The 18567-nt window shown below is 36.5% G+C and carries 15 protein-coding genes; 10 read left to right on the forward strand and 5 right to left on the reverse strand.

What is annotated here, in order from left to right; all coding sequences use genetic code 11:
• Positions 1-48 precede the first annotated feature (48 nt).
• The 4 genes from XM47_RS17175 to XM47_RS17190 all read left to right on the forward strand — a co-directional run bounded on the left by XM47_RS17175 (position 49) and on the right by XM47_RS17190 (position 9181).
• Positions 49-1452 carry a BNR repeat-containing protein gene (locus XM47_RS17175; protein WP_048695326.1) on the forward strand — a complete coding sequence of 468 codons (1404 nt, stop codon included), beginning with the start codon at positions 49-51 and terminating at the stop codon, positions 1450-1452.
• 5 nt (positions 1453-1457) lie between these two features.
• Entirely contained in the window at positions 1458-3635 is a 2178-nt protein-coding gene (locus XM47_RS19215) for a hypothetical protein (RefSeq protein WP_172656559.1), read from the forward strand.
• Positions 3636-3983: 348 nt separating this feature from the next.
• Positions 3984-5567, forward strand: coding sequence for a sulfatase family protein (locus XM47_RS17185; RefSeq protein ID WP_048695328.1), 1584 nt, complete (start codon positions 3984-3986; stop codon positions 5565-5567).
• 395 nt (positions 5568-5962) lie between these two features.
• Positions 5963-9181 carry a TonB-dependent receptor gene (locus XM47_RS17190; RefSeq protein WP_245623497.1) on the forward strand — a complete coding sequence of 1073 codons (3219 nt, stop codon included), beginning with the start codon at positions 5963-5965 and terminating at the stop codon, positions 9179-9181.
• A 142-nt stretch (positions 9182-9323) separates the two neighbouring features.
• Here the strand turns inward: XM47_RS17190 and XM47_RS17195 are convergent, their stop codons facing one another.
• The 4 genes from XM47_RS17195 to XM47_RS17210 form a co-directional block, all read right to left on the reverse strand.
• Complete coding sequence (locus XM47_RS17195) at positions 9324-9983, reverse strand: class I SAM-dependent methyltransferase (protein ID WP_048695329.1); 660 nt, start codon at positions 9981-9983, stop codon at positions 9324-9326.
• Positions 9984-10223: 240 nt separating this feature from the next.
• A complete protein-coding gene (locus XM47_RS17200; RefSeq protein WP_048695332.1) occupies positions 10224-10565 on the reverse strand; it encodes an outer membrane protein assembly factor BamE in 342 nt (113 codons plus the stop codon).
• Between the two features lie 144 nt (positions 10566-10709).
• The gene (locus XM47_RS17205; RefSeq protein WP_048695334.1) at positions 10710-11195 is read right to left on the reverse strand and encodes a hypothetical protein; all 486 of its coding nucleotides are present in this window, start codon (positions 11193-11195) and stop codon (positions 10710-10712) included.
• A gap of 69 nt (positions 11196-11264) precedes the next feature.
• Positions 11265-11744, reverse strand: coding sequence for a hypothetical protein (locus XM47_RS17210; protein ID WP_048695335.1), 480 nt, complete (start codon positions 11742-11744; stop codon positions 11265-11267).
• Between the two features lie 90 nt (positions 11745-11834).
• On the opposite strand from XM47_RS17210, the gene XM47_RS17215 reads away from it, so the two are divergent.
• Positions 11835-13313, forward strand: coding sequence for a TyrR/PhhR family helix-turn-helix DNA-binding protein (locus XM47_RS17215; protein ID WP_048695337.1), 1479 nt, complete (start codon positions 11835-11837; stop codon positions 13311-13313).
• Positions 13314-13377: 64 nt separating this feature from the next.
• Here the strand turns inward: XM47_RS17215 and XM47_RS18925 are convergent, their stop codons facing one another.
• Positions 13378-13548: a DUF3545 family protein gene (locus XM47_RS18925; RefSeq protein WP_077066600.1), complete on the reverse strand. Its 171-nt coding sequence runs from the start codon at positions 13546-13548 to the stop codon at positions 13378-13380.
• A 387-nt stretch (positions 13549-13935) separates the two neighbouring features.
• Between XM47_RS18925 and mpl the strand changes: the two genes are divergently transcribed.
• The 5 genes from mpl to trmB are packed head-to-tail and all read left to right on the forward strand — an operon-like array spanning position 13936 to position 18257.
• Positions 13936-15294: a UDP-N-acetylmuramate:L-alanyl-gamma-D-glutamyl-meso-diaminopimelate ligase gene (gene mpl / locus XM47_RS17220; RefSeq protein WP_048695340.1), complete on the forward strand. Its 1359-nt coding sequence runs from the start codon at positions 13936-13938 to the stop codon at positions 15292-15294.
• The gene (locus XM47_RS17225) at positions 15281-15901 is read left to right on the forward strand and encodes a flavin prenyltransferase UbiX (protein WP_048695342.1); all 621 of its coding nucleotides are present in this window, start codon (positions 15281-15283) and stop codon (positions 15899-15901) included. The genes mpl and XM47_RS17225 overlap by 14 nt, the downstream gene beginning before the upstream one ends.
• 19 nt (positions 15902-15920) lie before the next feature.
• Positions 15921-16844 carry an ABC transporter ATP-binding protein gene (locus XM47_RS17230; RefSeq protein WP_048695343.1) on the forward strand — a complete coding sequence of 308 codons (924 nt, stop codon included), beginning with the start codon at positions 15921-15923 and terminating at the stop codon, positions 16842-16844.
• Positions 16837-17610, forward strand: coding sequence for an ABC transporter permease (locus XM47_RS17235; protein ID WP_048695345.1), 774 nt, complete (start codon positions 16837-16839; stop codon positions 17608-17610). The genes XM47_RS17230 and XM47_RS17235 overlap by 8 nt, the downstream gene beginning before the upstream one ends.
• Entirely contained in the window at positions 17610-18257 is a 648-nt protein-coding gene (gene trmB, locus XM47_RS17240; protein ID WP_048695346.1) for a tRNA (guanine(46)-N(7))-methyltransferase TrmB, read from the forward strand. The genes XM47_RS17235 and trmB overlap by 1 nt, the downstream gene beginning before the upstream one ends.
• Positions 18258-18567: the final 310 nt, after the last annotated feature.

The raw sequence follows: 18567 nt of genomic DNA on the forward strand, positions 1-18567 counted from the left end.
TTTCAGTTATTTAAAAAATTCAATAATTTAGGTTTAGGTTTGTTTACTATGAAAGCAATATTCCAAAAAAATTTACGAGATTTTACATATCTCAAAATAATTACTTACGTAGCAATTGTAATTTTTCTATACACTTTTTTCTTGCCAAGAGCTGTATACGCTGAAGTAAAAGTCATCAACACACTTGCACTGGATAATGTTTGGTCTGGACACAGAATCAAGCCTTATTTATTAACCCGTGGTGAGCACCAATTTGTTGCTTATTTCGATGCAAATCGTCAAATGACTGTCGGTTATCGAGCACTTAATGGCAAATGGCGCTATTACAAAGTAGATAGCTGGTTAGGCTGGGATAGTCATAACTATGTGACTATGGAACTTGATAAAGAAGGTTATCTGCATGTTATGGGAAATATGCATGCAGACCCATTGGAATACTTTAGAACGAGCGAGCCTTATAATGTGAGATCGTTGAGGCGAGTTGCACAGTTAGTCACTCCTGAAGTTGAACAACGAATGACTTACCCAATATTTTTATTAAATAAAAATAATGATTTGATTGTTAAATACCGAGATGGTGGCAGTGGTAACGGCAGCGAGATCTACAATATTTATAATACAGAATCTAAAACTTGGTCAAAATTACACAATCAACAATTTTTAGATGGTGAAGGCTTAATGAGTGGTTACTTTGAAGGTCCTCGTTTGGGCCCTGATGGTTATTTTCATTTAATTTGGGTATGGCGTAATTCACCCAATGCGGCGACCAATCATTCTTTATCTTATGCAAGAAGCACAGACTTAGTTCATTGGGAGGATTCTAACGGGCAATCTATCTCATTACCTGTCACCTTGAAAAAAGCAGAAATAGTTGCGCCAGTACCACCATTTGCAGGCATGATTAATGGTAATGTAAAACTGGGGTTTGATAGTAAAAACCAGCCTGTTATTACTTATCATAGATATGATCCTAAAGGTAATACTCAAATGTTTTTAGCGCGCAAAGAGGGTAAAGGCTGGATAAATACGCAAATTAGTGATTGGAAAAATTTCCGTTGGGACTTTGGTGGTCATGGTTCATTAGGCCGTTTTGCGGTTAGACCCTATAACCCAATCGCGCTAAACGATAAAGAAATCGGGATCATGGTTAGAAAACATGACCAAGTTATGCAGTTTGTGGTATCACAACAAACCTGGGAAACTGTAAGAGTTGAAGAGGCAGAGATTTTCCCTGCAATTATTACCCCTGACTCACTAAAAGCTAATCAGCATATGTTTAGTGGTGAAATTAAATATAAATTAGAACATCAGGTATTTGAAGGCGTAGGCGATTTGAGTCCCAAAGGCGGACAGTATTACCTTTCTTGGTATAGTCAACCAGGTAATAGAGATAAAGCGCATTCAACCATTAGTCCATCTAGTGTAATGCTGTTGCACGAAATAAAAGAGTAAACATAATGAAAAAAATATTATCACCATTATTAATTGCAGTTGGTATTGCTGGTTGCACTCATAATAATTTAGAAGTCAGCCAAACTGCAGAGCAAAGCCCTGCTATTTCAACTAACACATATACTTTTGATGCGATTGATGATTTCACTAGCATAGAAAAAGGCAATGTGCCTTTTTACAAAGATACGAGAAATGATGCTTTGGGCATTGATGCCCGCATTTTGGAATACCGCGCAGGTTTTGCCCGAGCAAACAAAACATTTGAAGGTGATTCTGGCATTTATGACATCACAATTAAAGTTTTAACCGAAGAAGATGGCGAACCTAAATACAGATTATTAGTGAATAATCTGTTGGTTGGAACTTACCGTAGTTCGTATATAGGTGAAGATTCGCCTAAAGACTTAAGACCAGAAAATCATACCTGGCAGGGTATAGCTTTAAAAAAAGGCGACATCATTAGTATAGAATCTAATGCTGATACTAATGGTGAAATCCCTGAACATGGCGGTACTGCATGGGCTCGAGGTCGTTGGCAAGCGCTTGAGTTGACACCTGCAGGTCAGTTAACAGTTGACCGACCGCAGTTTAATAAAGTAAGTGATATTTTAATTGCTCAGTTTGATTTGCAACCGGATGCGGATGATGTGCACGCGATTGCTGCTTTAGGTTCTATGCTGAAACACCCAGATCTAAATGGCGTTAATCTAGTTGCAGTTGCAGGTACGACAGGCATCCAAACTGGCACTTATTTTAATTCGAATTCATTATTTGACTTGGCATTTGGTCGAGAAAATCTAAACTGGACAGACGCTAGAGCTGATTGGCAAAAATCGGCGAAAATGATTCGAGATAGAGTTAAAGCTGTACTTGCACAAGGCGGTAAAGCTTGGGTACAAGAGGCTGGGCAATCGGATTTTACTCGGGATTGGGTTCAAGCGCTTTTAGAGTCAGGCGTACATCCGGCTATTGTTAAAAATAATGTAATAGTCGTGCAGCATAGCCAGTGGAATGAAGATAAAACCACACCAGAAGATTTAGCTTTTGTTAAGAAGATGACGGACTATCGCGCGATAGATGATGGCAATAAACCGCAACGTAAATTTGATCTAAACAATCGACGTGGGCCATTAACGCCAGAATATGTTAATGCACAGAGTAAATGGTTAGAGAGTGCAATCTCTGCTGATAATTCCAATAAAGATGCTCAGGTATTGTGGTTAGAAGCAAAACGTATTATCGCTGAAATTGGTTTTAGCGCAAAACACTCGACTATTCCAAATGGCGGTGTTGATTTTTCAGATATAGTTGAGACTTGGTGGATTTTAGATTTAGGCCAACCTGCGGTAACGATTCATGCCTTCTGGGAAAGGTATATAACCGATGTAGAGCTAGATCAGGTTGCTCCGCCAAAAGGCCGATTAGCAGTCGTGATAGATGGTAATTCACCTGATCCTGATGATATCGGTGCAACGCCTGTTATGTTTGCTTTACTTCAGCAAACCGGGTTAAGCGATAGGTTGGTTCATATTTCACATTCATGTGACCTTGACCCATTTAGAAATAAAGCAAAATATCAAATTGACGCAACAAATGAGGCCCGTCGGCAAAAAATCCTTCACCACTTGAGTGGTAAAGGTATAGAGTTATTTGGTCCATTCAACAATTTACGCAATTATTATAATTGCCGTGTTGATCAGCAAGGTGCTATGAATGATTTAGTTGATGCAATAAATGCCTCAACGGCAGCGGATCCTCTATGGATAATAGAAGCTGGAGAGCCAGATTTAATTGGCTACGCTTTGCAGGCTGCAGATCAAAGTGTGACTAAGCACGTACATGTTGTTTCACATCACCCTGCAAATGATGACAGTGGCGATTACTTTACATGGCAACAAATTCTTGATTTTGGTGTAACAGAGCATCAAATAGGCGATCAAAATGTAGGATTACAAACTCCGATCTCACCTTGGGATTGGGCAAAAAATCACCCTAATCCAGGTTATCAATTTATTTGGCAAATGCTAGCCTATGCAGAACAAGATGGCATAGTACCATTCCAAGAAAATAAATTTGATTGCTCAGATGCGGGTATGATTTATTGGTGGATAACGGGTGCTGATAAAGGGGGCAATAAGTTCTCAACAGCAGCCGATATGAAAGAGCTCCTATTCAGAAAGTAAAGCGCTAGAAGCTAACTGCTCAGAAAAGAACTGTATAGAGAAATCGTTCATATGAGTTGAACATCTTCAAAATGACCAATCAAGTTAATTAACTTGATTGGTCCATCTGCGCGATTAGAAAAAACTTATTATCCCGAATCCAGATTTCTTAACCTTATTGACTGTTTATCTAAATATCCATAACTTTTATTAGTTCGTAGCGCACCTCATCCTCGCTTAAATACCATATTTGAAATTAATTAGGAAAAAATTTAAATTTTAAGATTGAATGTGATTTATTATGCTTAAATGTGACCGTTATGTTGATTTGGCTCTAGGTTAACAAGGAAATTATAAGAGGTTGGTGCTGTGCATTTTAGAATTTATTTAATTATAGCTGCGATTTTATTACTAAGTGGTTGTCACTCTGTTTCTAAATTAGCAAATGAAATAGAGTCAGCTACACAAAAAACTGAGGAAAATAGACAGCTAAAACAGGCTAATCCGAATGTTATTATTATTGTTGCAGATCAGATGCGCAGAGCGTCTATGGGGTTTTGGCAACAAGAAAAATTCCGTGGCGCCTTAAATGGTCGAAGCGATTATGTTGTTACGCCAAATCTAGATAAGCTTGCCAATGAAGGGATTGTGTTTACCGAAGCGATTTCTAATTACCCACTTTGTAGCCCATTTAGAGGCATGCTCATGTCTGGTATGTTTCCTCATAACAACGGTGTGACTAACAATACCAGAATCGATCGCCCAACAGTTGGCTTAAGACCAGATATCACCTCACTAACAGAAGTACTTAATCAAGCTGGCTATAATACTGCGCTCGTCGGGAAGGGCCATTGGCATAATAATCTGCCACTATTTGATAATCATAGTCGTTACGTCGGTACAACTGTAGCCCCAGGTGGACATTTTATGAAAGGGACTAAATACGATACCTTTATTCCGCCAGGACCGGGTCGACAAGGTATTGAGTATTGGTATCAAACGCTTGGCCATAATCATGACAGCCCTATGGTTTATACAAATGACACTAAGAGGAGTGGGGTGCCAGAAGGTCATCCTTATTTTCCAAAACGATATAGTGCTGTTGATCAGGCGGACGTCATTATTGATTATCTAAACAATACCCATCAACAAAGACAAGTCGATAAGCCTTTTTCTATTTTATGGACAATGGACCCACCACATAGCCCGTATCAAGCAATGGAAGACACAGATGAGGCTATATACAATCAGTATTATAAAGATTTACCGATTGAAACCTTACTCAATAGACCTAATGTCAATATCGAGAGGGCGAAGAAATATGCTCGTATTTACTTCTCAATGGTGACAATAGTTGATCGTGAAATCGGTCGTATATTAGATGAGTTGAAAAGCTTAGGGTTAGATGAAAATACCTTAATTGTATTTACTTCTGATCACGGTGAAATGATGGGTAGTCATAGCAAGATGACTAAAAATGTATTCTATGAAGAGTCGCTAGCTATTCCGTTAATTATTCACCAGCCGCAAAAACTAAAACCACAAATTCAGGATTTATTAATTGGCGTTCCAGATTTTATGCCGACAATACTCGGTTTATTGGACCTTGAAGATAAAATTCCAGATTCTTTGGATGGGCTTGATTATTCGCCATTACTCCTTAACAAAAAACTGGGGATAGAGCGTTTACCCAAATCCAGTCTTTATTATGGTGCAGGCTCAAAATATGGTGTGAAAACTCATAAATACACTTATGTTGTCAGTGGTAACGGCGAGCTAGCCGCATTATTTAATAATTTAAATGACCCTTATCAACTAACGCCATTAAATTTTGCTGATATTCCTACGCAAGATGTAAACTTTTTAAAACAGCAACTCGGCTATTGGCTCAAAAAAACAAATCATGATTGGTTTAAAGCTCGTAAATATCCATCCATGATTGCCTATCCTTAATTTCGATCTATATTTAAATACCATATATGGTCAACATTGATTTGTTGATCATAAATTCCTTATTTGTTATTAACTTTTATATTACATATGGGAGTTAAAGTGATTGTTAATGTTGTCTTTTAACAAAAAAGTCATTTTTTATCTTGGATTGTGACTTGTTTTTGTTTTTGTATACATTAAATGTCATTATTATTCATTAATATGTTTCTTTTGAGTTTTTATGAGCGCTTGTGGTTTTTTATTTAATGCATTTAAAACAATGATTTATGTGTTTAGTGTAATTTATTGTAAATAAAATTTACAATAAATTTACCAAAAAGACTTAAAATGATTGAAATTGTTATTAATGTGAATATAATTAAAGTTGTTTTATTAATGTTAATAACGTGGCGATTATGAAGTTAGTCACAGACACAACCCAAACTCAAAATACAAAATTAGAAAGTGGGAAATACGGTATGACCAAACCAACTAACACATTTAAAAATGCTAATTTACGTCCTAACAAACTAGCCTTAGCTTTAGCTGCTGCTGGCTTAATGTTTTCTGTCAGTGGCTCAGTTGTTGCTGCTGAGAAAGCTAGGCTTACGGCTAAAGAAAAACAAGCACAACAGGAAGAAGTCGAGAAAATCCAAGTAACAGGTGTCCGAGGCGCGTTAGAAACAGCTTTGAATACTAAGCGTGAAGCGCTTTCAATTGTAGATGCGATTTCAGCTACTGATATTGACGCTTTACCAGCGCTTGATTTCGGTGAAGCATTACAAGCTATTCCAGGTGTTCAACTGGACCGTTCAAGTGAAGGTCGCCAATCAGAAATCAGCTTACGTGGTTTATCTGGTGGTTTTGTTAAAACGACAGCTATGGGGCAAAGCTTTGCAACGCCAAGTCGAAGTTTTGGTCCTACAGGTGGCACTAATCCATTTGCGGCTTTCGAAGCTGGTGTGTTTGATGGTGTAACCGTTGTTAAAACTCCAACTGCAGATATCCAAGCGGGTGGTATGGCGGGTGTGGTTGATAAAAAACTACAAAAAGCTTTATCAAAAAAAGATGGTAAATACAGCGTCAGTTTAGGTGGCCGTTATGAAGAGCTAACAGGTAACTGGGATAAAAGTATCAAGCTTTCAGCTGCTAAGCACTTAATTAAAGATGAATTAGCGGTTGCTTTTAAATTTTCGGGTTCAGAGCAAACATTTCGTCGTGATTTAGTACAAACAGCTGTTCATGTACCTTTAGTTAATACGGGGCGACTAGGCCAAGCTAGCTCTGATACCATTGGGGCTTATATTGATAAGTACAATATTCCAGAAGGTTCTGTATTAAAAGGTGTGTCAAACCTTCGCAATGTCTCTGAGTACAGTGACGGTGATCGTGTTTCATTTACGGGTAACGTAGAATGGAAACCAATTGAAAATTTAAAATTGGGTGCTCACGTGCTTTACACCGAGCGTGATTTAGGCGCTGGTACTAAAGAAGATGCTCAAATTGACGCAGGTATCCATCGCAGTAATCGTAACCATGGCCGTGATTCGCGTATTGAACCTGATATGGATACGGCACCATTTATTTATAAAACAGATGAAGATGGTGTCGATCACTACATGGTTAGCAATGTTCATTTCACCAATGGCTACTATGGTTTTACTAACCGAAAAACAACATTCTTAGAAACTTCAAAAGGCCTTTTCTTATACGCTGATTATGCTACAGATGATTGGGCGATTGACGCTAACTTTAATCAATCTGAATCTGAGAATCAGTTTATGAATATTGGTATTGAAATGGCTCATAACCAACATCATAGTAATACTTCTAATCATAAAGCTGCTGGTGAAACCTCTAATACTGCTTTTCCTGCTGTACCAACTGGCATTGATGGTCAAATAAGCACAGGCCAAGGTAATATGGAAGACATTATAGGTCAGTTTACTGGATGGGAAACATATAATTACGACAACTTAAATTGGAATACACCTACTGTAACAAGTCCGACGATTACCTCATATGACCCTTCAAATGATGGCCGACGAGTTCAATTCCGCGTAAATGGGCGTGTTGATACACCTATTCGAGACATGTCTGCTGCTGAATTCAACGCCGAGCGTTATACTGAATTTGGCTTTGGCGATGCTTTTAACGTTTCATCTATTAAATTTGGATCACGTTACAGTAAAGAAACACTGGTTAATGATGATCATCGTGTAAGTATTTCTGGTGTTGACTTGGCAAATGTTAGTGGCGGCCTAGTTAAAGATACACTGCTTACTGCTGAGCAAACCGCTTTCTTCGATGGCAAAGTACCAAATACATTCGGACAGAATTCAGGTTGGCAGACTTTCAGTAACGATGAAGCTGCAGCAATTTTACAAACAAACTTGGCAGATTTATCAACAGCCTCTGAAACGAACCCTTATCCGGTAGAAATTATACCGCCAAGTGGTTTTTATGAACGCATCAACAACAATACAAAGTTACCAGAGTTTTATCAAAACAATTTCGATGTTGATCAAGAAATTAAAGCTGCTTATGTTATGGCAAACTTTACGGGTGATTTAGATGCTATCTCCTATACGGGTAACTTTGGTGTTCGTTATGAAGAAACTACTAATAGCTTCTTAGGTGCACGTACTGAAGTTATTGAAGAAGGTGGTAAAGAACTCGCTTTATCACAAATCGAGTACGAAACTGACTATGCTAACGTATTACCATCATTTAATTTATCGTTGGATTTCTTAGATGATTTTGTTTTACGTACTGCTTATTTTAAAGCCTTAGTAAGACCTAACTTAAGATCTCAAAATCCAACACTAGCGATTAACGAAGGTAATACCAATATTACAGTCAATTTACCAGCGGCTGAATTAGAGCCATACACGGCTGATAACTATGATTTATCATTAGAGTGGTATAACCGTGAGGGTAGTGCAGTATCAATTGGTGTGTTTAAGAAAGTAATTACTGATTTATTCTTAACTGAAAATCCGTGTCCTAGCTTAGGAGAATATACATATCTTGACGATCAATTTGGTGGATTTGTTGGTGAAGATTCAGAAGACCAAGGCAGTTGTTTACAAATAGCCGAATACACTCATCCAGAAACAGGTGAGGTAGGTAACCGTAGTCTTAGGTTAACTCGTAAATACAATGCAGATAATGAAATTAAATTAACAGGTATTGAATTTGCGCTACAGCAAAAACTTGATTTCTTGCCATATCCTTGGAACGGGTTTGGTGGTGTGTTTAACTACACATATATAGATCAAACAGGTGATGAAGGCGATAACAAACTTTACAAAGTATCACCACGCTCATATAACTTAATTGGTTATTGGGAAAATGATGGCCTTAGCTTACGCTTAGCGTATAACTGGCGTGATTCGTTCGATATTCAAAGCTCTAATACTTATTATGGTATTGAAGATAAGAAAACGAAAGCGAGTGGTCGTTTAGATTTTTCAGGTAGCTATAAGGTAAGTAAAGGCCTTACCTTCTACTTAAAAGGCTATAACATTACCAATGAGCAAGTTTATGAATATTTTGGCAATGACGAGCGAGCAATGGCACGTATCGACTACACTGGTCGTATTGTTGAAGCGAGTTTGAACTACAGTTTCTAAACTCTAGTAATTAAACATACTGTTTAGAGGCCTTTTGCTTAATAAAGCATAAGGCCTTTTTTATTTAAGCTATTTTGATATTGTCAGACTTTAAATATTTCGAGAAAGCTCAAGCTGCAAGCATCAGCTGTAGTCGCTCAGACTAGCCATCATTTCTAGAATAGGTTAACACTACGCCTTTAAATTGTTTACTGAGGTAATCCGTATTGATAGGCTTTACCTGACTATGTTCAAAACCTAAACTGACCATTTTTTTACTGAATTTAGCATGGTGTCCTCGGCCTGGATCAACCAGTATGACTTCGCATGTCGGGTTAGCATGTTGTTTGATAAAGTTAGATAGTAATTCTATGTGCTGAGCTTCGTAGAGTAGATCACTACCAATAATTAAATCAAACTGACCTAGTTTTGTTATTTCGTCAGCCCAGCCAGTTCTGATAAAAGGGATTTTTGGATCGTCATTTAGTTCGGCGTTTTTATCTAAAAATGATTCTACTTCTGGGTGGTAGTCAGTTGCCGAAATGTCTGCATGTCGGTTGTTTAAAACTAAACTGGCTAAGCCTAAGCCGCAACCTATTTCTAAGATACGTTTCCCTTCAATTTTAAAATCTGTCATGGTCTGTGCTAACACATGACCAGATGGCCATATAATGCCAAAGAATGGCCAATTAGCGGAGGAAATACCAAGATTTTCAGCTACATGCTCATCGTCTTGAAATTGTTGGTTATCTCTTAAGCTTCTGATGTGAATATCAATATTATCAAACTCTATGGTTTGAAATTTAAATCTGAGTTTTGACATTTTTAATTTGACCTTGTGTTAAACAGGCAGTGAGAAACTAAGATCAAATTGTAAGCTGATATCAACCAAGCACTGATTAGACTATGGAGCATATAGCAATCTAGCTAATATAGCGACAAGTGAATTTATGCAGTGGGCTTGGGAAGATTAAAGGTAGCGGTACTTGGGATACCCCAATTGTACCGCTAATTATTGTTTGCCGAATTAGGCAAAATTAGATTGAAATTTTAAAACTAAAATTTAGATATCTAAAGATTGGTTGAAGTTTTCTGGCTCATCTATATTACCCGACATTTTAGCTAGTTTATTATCAGTAAAATCTAAAATAAGCTCTATTCTAGCGTCTGGGCGTCCGTCACCGTAATTTATTGTATAAATGTAATGCCAAGTGTCTTTATTAAAAGTGTCATTTAAAACTGGGTTGCCTAGCACAAAAGCAACTTGTTCTTTACTCATGTTAATTCTGAGTTTATCTACATCTTTTTTCTCTATGTAGTTACCTTGTCTAATATCAATACGGTATGCGCAACTGGCTAGGCCTAGTATTAAAATTATGGAAGCTAATCTGGTAAATAATTTCATTGTCAATCTCATAAAATAGGATCACTTAAATATTGAAAATTAAACTTAAGTGATTTTTAACGCCGGAGTATATCGTTTCAATAAATATAAATACAGGCATGCTTAAAAGGTTTTTTAGAAAAAACAAATTGATAAAAGTTCAATCTATAAACTTCTATCCAAAATCGCACCTGTCGGTTTAATCGATTTGATGCCTTTCTCTGTAAATTTGAAGATAAGTTGTACCGTATTATTTTCGAACTTGTATTTGTTATTGTTTATCTTAAGTTCGTAATCACCCTTTAAATTATTATTTGGCGACTTTACTAAGCTAATTTGATGCTTGCCTAGGGTTAAGTTAAAAGTATCAAAATATCCTTTGGCTAATTCTTGCACCCAAATATATTTCTCTTTATGAAGTATTAAAGCCATTGAATATTTTTCTGGCAGTTGATCAACCGCAACTCTCATTTTTCCAGCCGAAAAGTAGTTTTCTCCTGATTCTTGTTCAAATGAAAAACTAAATGGTACAGTTTTTTCCACCCCTGAAGGATAAACGATTTTAGCTTCGCCGCTTTCTGTGAAGTAGGCAAGGGCATTGTGGCTAACAAAAATAAATGAGATGAAAATGGATGCTAATAACTTTTTCATTATGGTCCTTCAATAAATGCCTATCGGCTTTAATTTTTCAGCTGGTAAAATAACTTTACCTATACTAACTTATTTACGCCATTCTAATCGATTAATTTTTTCTTCTAGATTATTAATTGCAAACAAGCACTTTTCTCTTCTTTCGTATAGTTTGTGACTTTTTGGTAAATTTGGGTGTAGTCTAATTTGATCATCAAATTTGGTTAAATACTGTCGGTACTCAGCTAATTTTTGGTGCAGGTAACCGACTCGGCTGCGTCGATTTTTACCTAATTCTTCATTTTCTATATGCTTAGTTAATGCGAGTCTAGCCAATAGGTCTAATTGGTCATTTAGCATTTCGTTAAGCCGTTCATTGTCTTTGTTTGTACTTAGACATCTTTTCGCTAGCTCACGGGTTTCGTCTATGTATTCATCTAAGGCTTCGGACTGGCAGATATAACTCCTATGCATTTGTAAATGGTGTATCAATTCATCTTGGTTTGCCAATTTTAGTAATTTTTGGTGCAAAGAATTTATGATATTTGTGACATCTTGATATAATGACATTTATTTTCCAAATCATTAGGGTTTAGCGTTATTTAAACAACTAGTCTAAGCTTATCTAAATTATATAACTTTTCGACTTAAGGTGCCCATATGCGACTGGAAATCTTTTGTGAGCATAGAGCTGGTATCACACAAGATGTTTTAGAAGTTCTAGTGCGACATCAAATTGAATTAGATGGCGTTGAGGCTGATCATGACTACATTTATCTGAACTTTCCTAAAATCGCATTTGCTGAATTTCAGCATCTTATGCCAGAAATGCGATTAATAAAAGGCGTTAAAGATGTAAAGACAGTCGATCATATGCCATTTGAGCTGCAACAGTTTGAATTGAATTCTATTTTAACGAATAGTTCTGAGCTAATCGTGTCATTGGATAGTAAAGGGCATGTAATCCGGTTTAGTATTGCGGCTAAAAATACCTTAGGTGAGAAGGTGTTTGAATCGGATTCAAATTTTATCCATTCAATTAAAGGTTTTAATTTACATAAGTGGATAGAACAAAAACCAACTAGTCGGATATTACAGGTCGCAGAAATTAACCACCAAGTCGTACAATTAGAATTGACGCCTATTTGGTTACCAGCAGAAGGCAATAGTTTCTGTTTTGTTGGCGTATTTATTCGATTACAGCCTAATCGTAAAAGTTACCCATTAGCCAACCAACAAGATTTTATTTTAAATAATGTGGTCCAGCATTCTAATCCAATGCGCAAGTTTATTCGTGAGTTGAAAAAAACGGCAAGAGAAGATTTGCCGCTCGTTATTTATGGTGAAATCGGCACTGGTAAAAGCTACTTTGCCGAGTTAAGTCATTATCTAAGTGCTAATTCTACCTTAAAGCTGATAAAACTAGATTGTGCAGAGCTCACGGGTGATGAAATCCTGACTCAATGTGAGGCCGAAATTGATCACGCCAATTTGGGTTCAGTCATTTTATTAAACTTTGATAGATTGAAACCATTAGACCAAGAAAAAATTTATCCTGTTGTGTCACAAATTGTCAGTGATGGTCAACTCAATTTAATTTTAACTTCACAAGTAAACTTAAATTATAAGGTAGCTGAAGGGCAGCTTGATGAGCTTTTATATAATTTAGTTAATCAGTTAGAAATTAGAATACCGGCATTACGTGAACGTCAGGCTGATATTGTTGAATTAACTCAGCTAATCAGTAAAAAATGCACAACTAAGTTAGAGCGTGCGCCAGTAGAAATTGATAAAGAAACGTTAGACCAATTTGCGAAAATGGAATGGCAAGGTAATGTTGCCCAACTAGAGCGTGTGATTAAGCAAGCCGTTATTAAGTCTGATGAAAATATTCTGACATTAGAAGATTTTGAATTAACTAACATTGAGAACGAATTTTATCAAGTACAGGCTGAGCTGGTTGGTAGTTTGGATGATGCTGTTAAGCAGTTTGAAAATGCTATGCTAAGACGTTTATATCCCCATTTTCCAAGTACCAGACAATTGGCTCACAAACTTGGGCTAAGCCATACCGCGATTGCTAACAAGTTAAGAGAGTATGGGATAAATAAAAATACAGTTAAAGTGATTAAAAAATAATAAAACCAACCTGTTTATAGCTTAACTGGCTGAAGCAGGTTGGCTTTGATCTTATTTTGCTGGTTTATTCAGAAAAATTTAAGTCGTAAAACTCATCAATTTCTCTAAGTTCTTTGTCTAAATTTCTTTGGTCCATAATTGCTTCTATTTCACGCCATTTTCGTTTTTTATTAACTTTGTTTTGGTTGTTAGAATTGGCTTGAGGTAGGTTAAATTGGCTGTTAGCTAGTTCCATAATAATCTCCGAGAAATATCAATTTTGAACACAAACTATAATTTTGAGTTCAAAGTTAAATCTGTTTGATGACTTTTTTATTAACAAATTGTTAAGCTTTCAATTTGTTTTCTTATTTCCATAATTGTTAGTTTATTTAACAATTGAGCTTAATATGCGACAAAATTGATTAATAGTCGAGCTTTTGTTGCTGGTTTTTTGATCGTGTCGTTTTTTACTCCAATTAAATTAGTTGCCAATTTATATCAGTTAATAAATGGTTATTTAATTAATCTAAAGATAGCTCTAGCTTAGTAACAAAAACGAGCGACAACTGTTATTATATTAGGCTCAGTTGGAATTAAGGTTGATTAACCTGTCTCGATTTAAATTTTTGGTACTAAATATATGCATATTCACATTCTTGGTATTTGCGGCACTTTTATGGGTGGTTTAGCTGTGTTGGCTAAAGAACTAGGTTACAAGGTAACTGGATCTGATGCGAATGTTTATCCACCTATGAGCGATCAACTTGAATCTTTAGGGATTGAGTTGATGTCTGGCTATTTGGTTGAACATTTACAACCAGAACCAGATTTAGTTGTGATAGGGAATGCATTATCACGTGGTAATGAAGCTGTTGAATATGTACTTGATAAAAATATCCCATATGTCTCAGGCCCTCAGTGGTTATTTGAGCATGTATTAAAAGACAAATGGGTATTAGCAGCCTCGGGGACTCACGGCAAAACGACGACAAGTAGTATGCTCGCTTGGATTTTAGAGGACAATGGTTGCAAGCCGGGTTTCTTGATTGGTGGGATCGCTAATAACTTCGGTATTTCAGCCAGATTAGGTGATTCTATCTTTTTTGTAATTGAAGCAGACGAATATGACAGCGCATTTTTTGATAAACGCAGCAAATTTGTCCATTATCACCCAAGAACACTAATCGTGAATAATCTAGAGTTTGATCATGCGGATATTTTCGATAATTTAGCGGCTATTCAAAAACAATTTAATCATTTACTTAGAATTGTCCCTTCGACAGGTTTAGTCATTTCACCTGCTGATGATATTAATGCACAAGAGATGATCAAGTTAGGTTGCTGGAGCGAAGAGCAACAATTAGGGAAAGATTGGACCTTTAGTGCGATTAACCCAGATTATAGTCAATTTGAAGTGTATTTTGAGCAAGAGAAACAAGGTGAATTAAACTGGAATTTACTCGGAAAACATAATGCACATAATGCGGTAATGGCTATTGCAGCTGCGCGCCATGTTGGGGTAATACCAAAAGATGCAATTGCAGCACTTACGCAATTTCAAAATGTTAAACGTCGACTCGAACTTAAAGGCGAAGTTAATCATGTCAGGGTTTACGATGATTTTGCACATCACCCAACCGCAATCGCCACAACACTTGATGGATTAAAAAACAATATTAATACAGGAAAAATTATTGCTGTATTAGAACCAAGATCAAACACCATGAAAATGGGGGTTCATAAACAAGAGCTTGCTAACTCTCTTACTCAAGCCGATCTAGTTTTTATGCTCGAACCAGTTGGAATGAACTGGTCATTAAATGAAGTTGCGCAAGCATGTCAGCAAACTTGTGTGGTTAAAAATACTTTAGAAGACGTGATCGATTCTGTATTGCAACATGTATCCAAAGGTGATCATATTCTGGTGATGAGCAATGGTGGTTTTGGTGGAATACACAATAAACTTTTAGACAAATTGGATACACATGAATTTTGCTAATCAAATTACACTCGCTTTAACTGGGGCATCGGGTATGCCCTATGCCCTTTTACTCCTTAAAGCACTGGTTAAAGCTGATTATAAAATCCATTTATTAATCTCGTCTGCTGCTCAAGTTGTTTTAAAAACAGAAAGCCACCTTTCGCTGCCTAGTCGGAGTGATTTAGCTGCGGAATTTTTAGCTAAATATACAGATGCTAAACCCGAACAAATCATCTGTTATGGTAAAGATGAATGGTTTTCTCCGGTTGCATCCGGTTCTTCTGCACCTAAAACTATGGTTATTTGTCCTTGCAGCATGGGAACAGTTTCTGCCATTACACATGGTGCAAGTGATAATTTAATTGAGCGGGCAGCTGATGTTGTTATCAAAGAAAAAGGTCAATTGATTCTACTGCCAAGAGAAATGCCTTATTCAGTGATTCATTTAGAAAACCTAACTAAATTGGCCAAACTTGGCGTCACCGTTATGCCGGCCAGCCCAGGTTTTTATCATGAACCTAAAACTATCGATGATTTAGTAGGTTTTGTTGTCGCTAGAATTTTAGATCATCTCAACATACCTCAAACCTTGCTGGAACCTTGGGGTTATCAGCCTTCAAAATAAATTTAAACGGTTTTTAAATATGTACGCGCTAGAAATAAAGGATTTAAAGAAAATTTACGCAGGAAAAGTAGAGGCATTAAAAGGGATAAACCTATCTGTTTCAGAAGGTGACTTTTATGCTTTGCTCGGACCTAATGGGGCCGGAAAATCTACCACCATTGGTATTATTAGTTCATTAGTTAATAAAACATCGGGCAAGGTTTCGATATTTGGTTACGATATTGATTCTGATTTAGAATTGGCTAAAGCACATATAGGCTTAGTGCCTCAAGAGTTTAATTTTAATCAATTTGAAACAGTGGAACAAATCGTCGTTAATCAAGCTGGTTATTATGGAGTTGAACGAAAAGAAGCTATCAGACGAAGTGAGATTTATCTAAAACAGACTGATCTTTGGCAAAAACGTAAAGAGCGTGCACGTAATCTGTCGGGTGGTATGAAGCGACGATTAATGATAGCAAGGGCTATGATGCATGAGCCAAAATTATTAATTCTGGATGAACCGACTGCTGGGGTGGATATTGAGATTCGTCGCTCTATGTGGGAATTTCTGCAAAAATTAAATGAGCAAGGTATTACAATTATTTTGACTACTCATTACTTAGAAGAAGCAGAAACATTGTGCCGAAATATCGGCATTATAGATAAAGGTGTTATTGTTGAAAACACCAGCATGAAGAGCTTACTCAGTAAGTTAAATGTTGAAACATTTATACTCGATCTGGCGGGTGATCATATTGATATTAATTTATCTTGTTGTGAATATAAGATGTTAGATCCCCACACTTTGCAAGTCGTAGTTGAGAAAACTCAAGGTCTGAATCAAGTATTCACCGAATTAACAAGACAAGATATCCAAGTGATCAGCATGCGTAATAAATCGAATCGTTTAGAAGAGTTATTCGTGGGATTAGTTGAAAAGGGAAGAGAATCAAATGGTTAGATTAAATTATTGGATCGCACTCAAAAGCATTTTATATAAAGAATGTAATCGATATTTACGTATTTGGGTTCAAACCCTTGTACCGCCTGCGATAACAATGACACTTTACTTTGTGGTGTTTGGTAGCTTAATCGGTAAAAGAGTCGGAGAAGTCGATGGCTTTGCGTATGTCGAATTTATGATGCCTGGTTTGATTATGTTATCTGTAATCAATAATGCATATTCAAATGTTTCATCTTCATTTTTCAGTGCTAAATTTCAACGCAATGTTGAAGAGTTATTGGTAGCACCGGTACCGACTTTTGTCATAGTCGCTGGCTATGTGTTAGGTGGGGTCTCTAGGGCGATTTTAGTTGGTAGCATAGTTACCTTAGTTGCATTATTTTTTGTTGATGTGAGTGTGTTTAATTGGCTCGTGGTGATTTCAACTCTACTGCTGACAGCGACACTATTTGCGCTGGGTGGCTTAATTAATGCGATATATGCTTCTACCTTTGATGATATCAGTATTATCCCAACCTTTATTTTATCGCCATTAACCTATCTAGGCGGGGTATTTTTCTCAGTTAGTATGTTGCCTGAGTTTTGGCAAGGTGTCAGTCAATTAAACCCTATTATTTATATGGTCAATGCTTTTAGATATGGGTTTCTAGGTATTTCAGATATTAATTTGGGACTCGCATATAGTGTCTTAATTGGTTTAACCCTAGTGTTATTCACGCTAGCGATGCGATTGATTAATAAAGGTGTAGGTATCAGAAGCTAATGGAAGCAAATTCAAGAAAGGTTGTATCAAATCAAGCCGGATGCCATCAAGATCTGGATAAAATTGTCTTAAAACATAAGCAGTCAAAGTTTTTAAAACCTGTAGCAGAGCATTCAATTGACGCTTTTGAGCAAATAATAACTGCAATACAGTTTCACAATTTACCTGTTATTTTTGATGCTTGTTGTGGCGTGGGAGATAGTACGAGAAATCTAGCCAAACAAAACCCAAATTATTTTGTTGTTGGTGTAGATAAATCGGATTTTAGACTAAGCAAAAATAGACAAGAGAATCCAGATAATATGATCTTAGTCCGCTCGGACTTAAATGATTTTTATCGCTTAGCAGCCCAACATAATTTTAAAGCCGAGCAGCATAAAATTTATTTTCCAAATCCTTGGCCTAAGTCTAACCATATTGGTCGCCGATGGCATGGCGCTCCAGTATTTTCTGATTTAGTAAAGCTCTCAGAAAACATTGAAGTTAGATCCAATTGGCGGATATATCTTGAAGAGTTTCAAATTGCATTAAATCATTATGGATTAGCAAGTCAAATTGTTGAATTTAAAGTTGAAAACCCAATTACGCCATTTGAAAAAAAATATTCGAACAGCGGCCAGCAAATCTTTCAATTAAAAACAGTGTAATCTTAACCAGAAGTAAGTATTAATTAATATTTACTTCTATATTACCAATAACTTCCCAACATGCAACCATAGGTGTTGAGGTTTTGTTGCCTGCAACACTTATATCGTTTTCATAATCAGGTCGAAAACTGTCTTTTGCATAAATTACCTGATCTAATGGATAAATTAGAGGAATGGACTGTCGTTAGGCAGGCAAGTTTGGACTAATCTTAGTAAGGATAATGTCTATAAAATATAGATTAAGACGATACAGACTCAATTTTTCTGTGTTTTGTCGAATAATTAACTACTTTAGATTAAATACTTTTTT

Source organism: Catenovulum maritimum (assembly GCF_001050375.1).
Classification (GTDB): Bacteria; Pseudomonadota; Gammaproteobacteria; order Enterobacterales; family Alteromonadaceae; genus Catenovulum; species Catenovulum maritimum.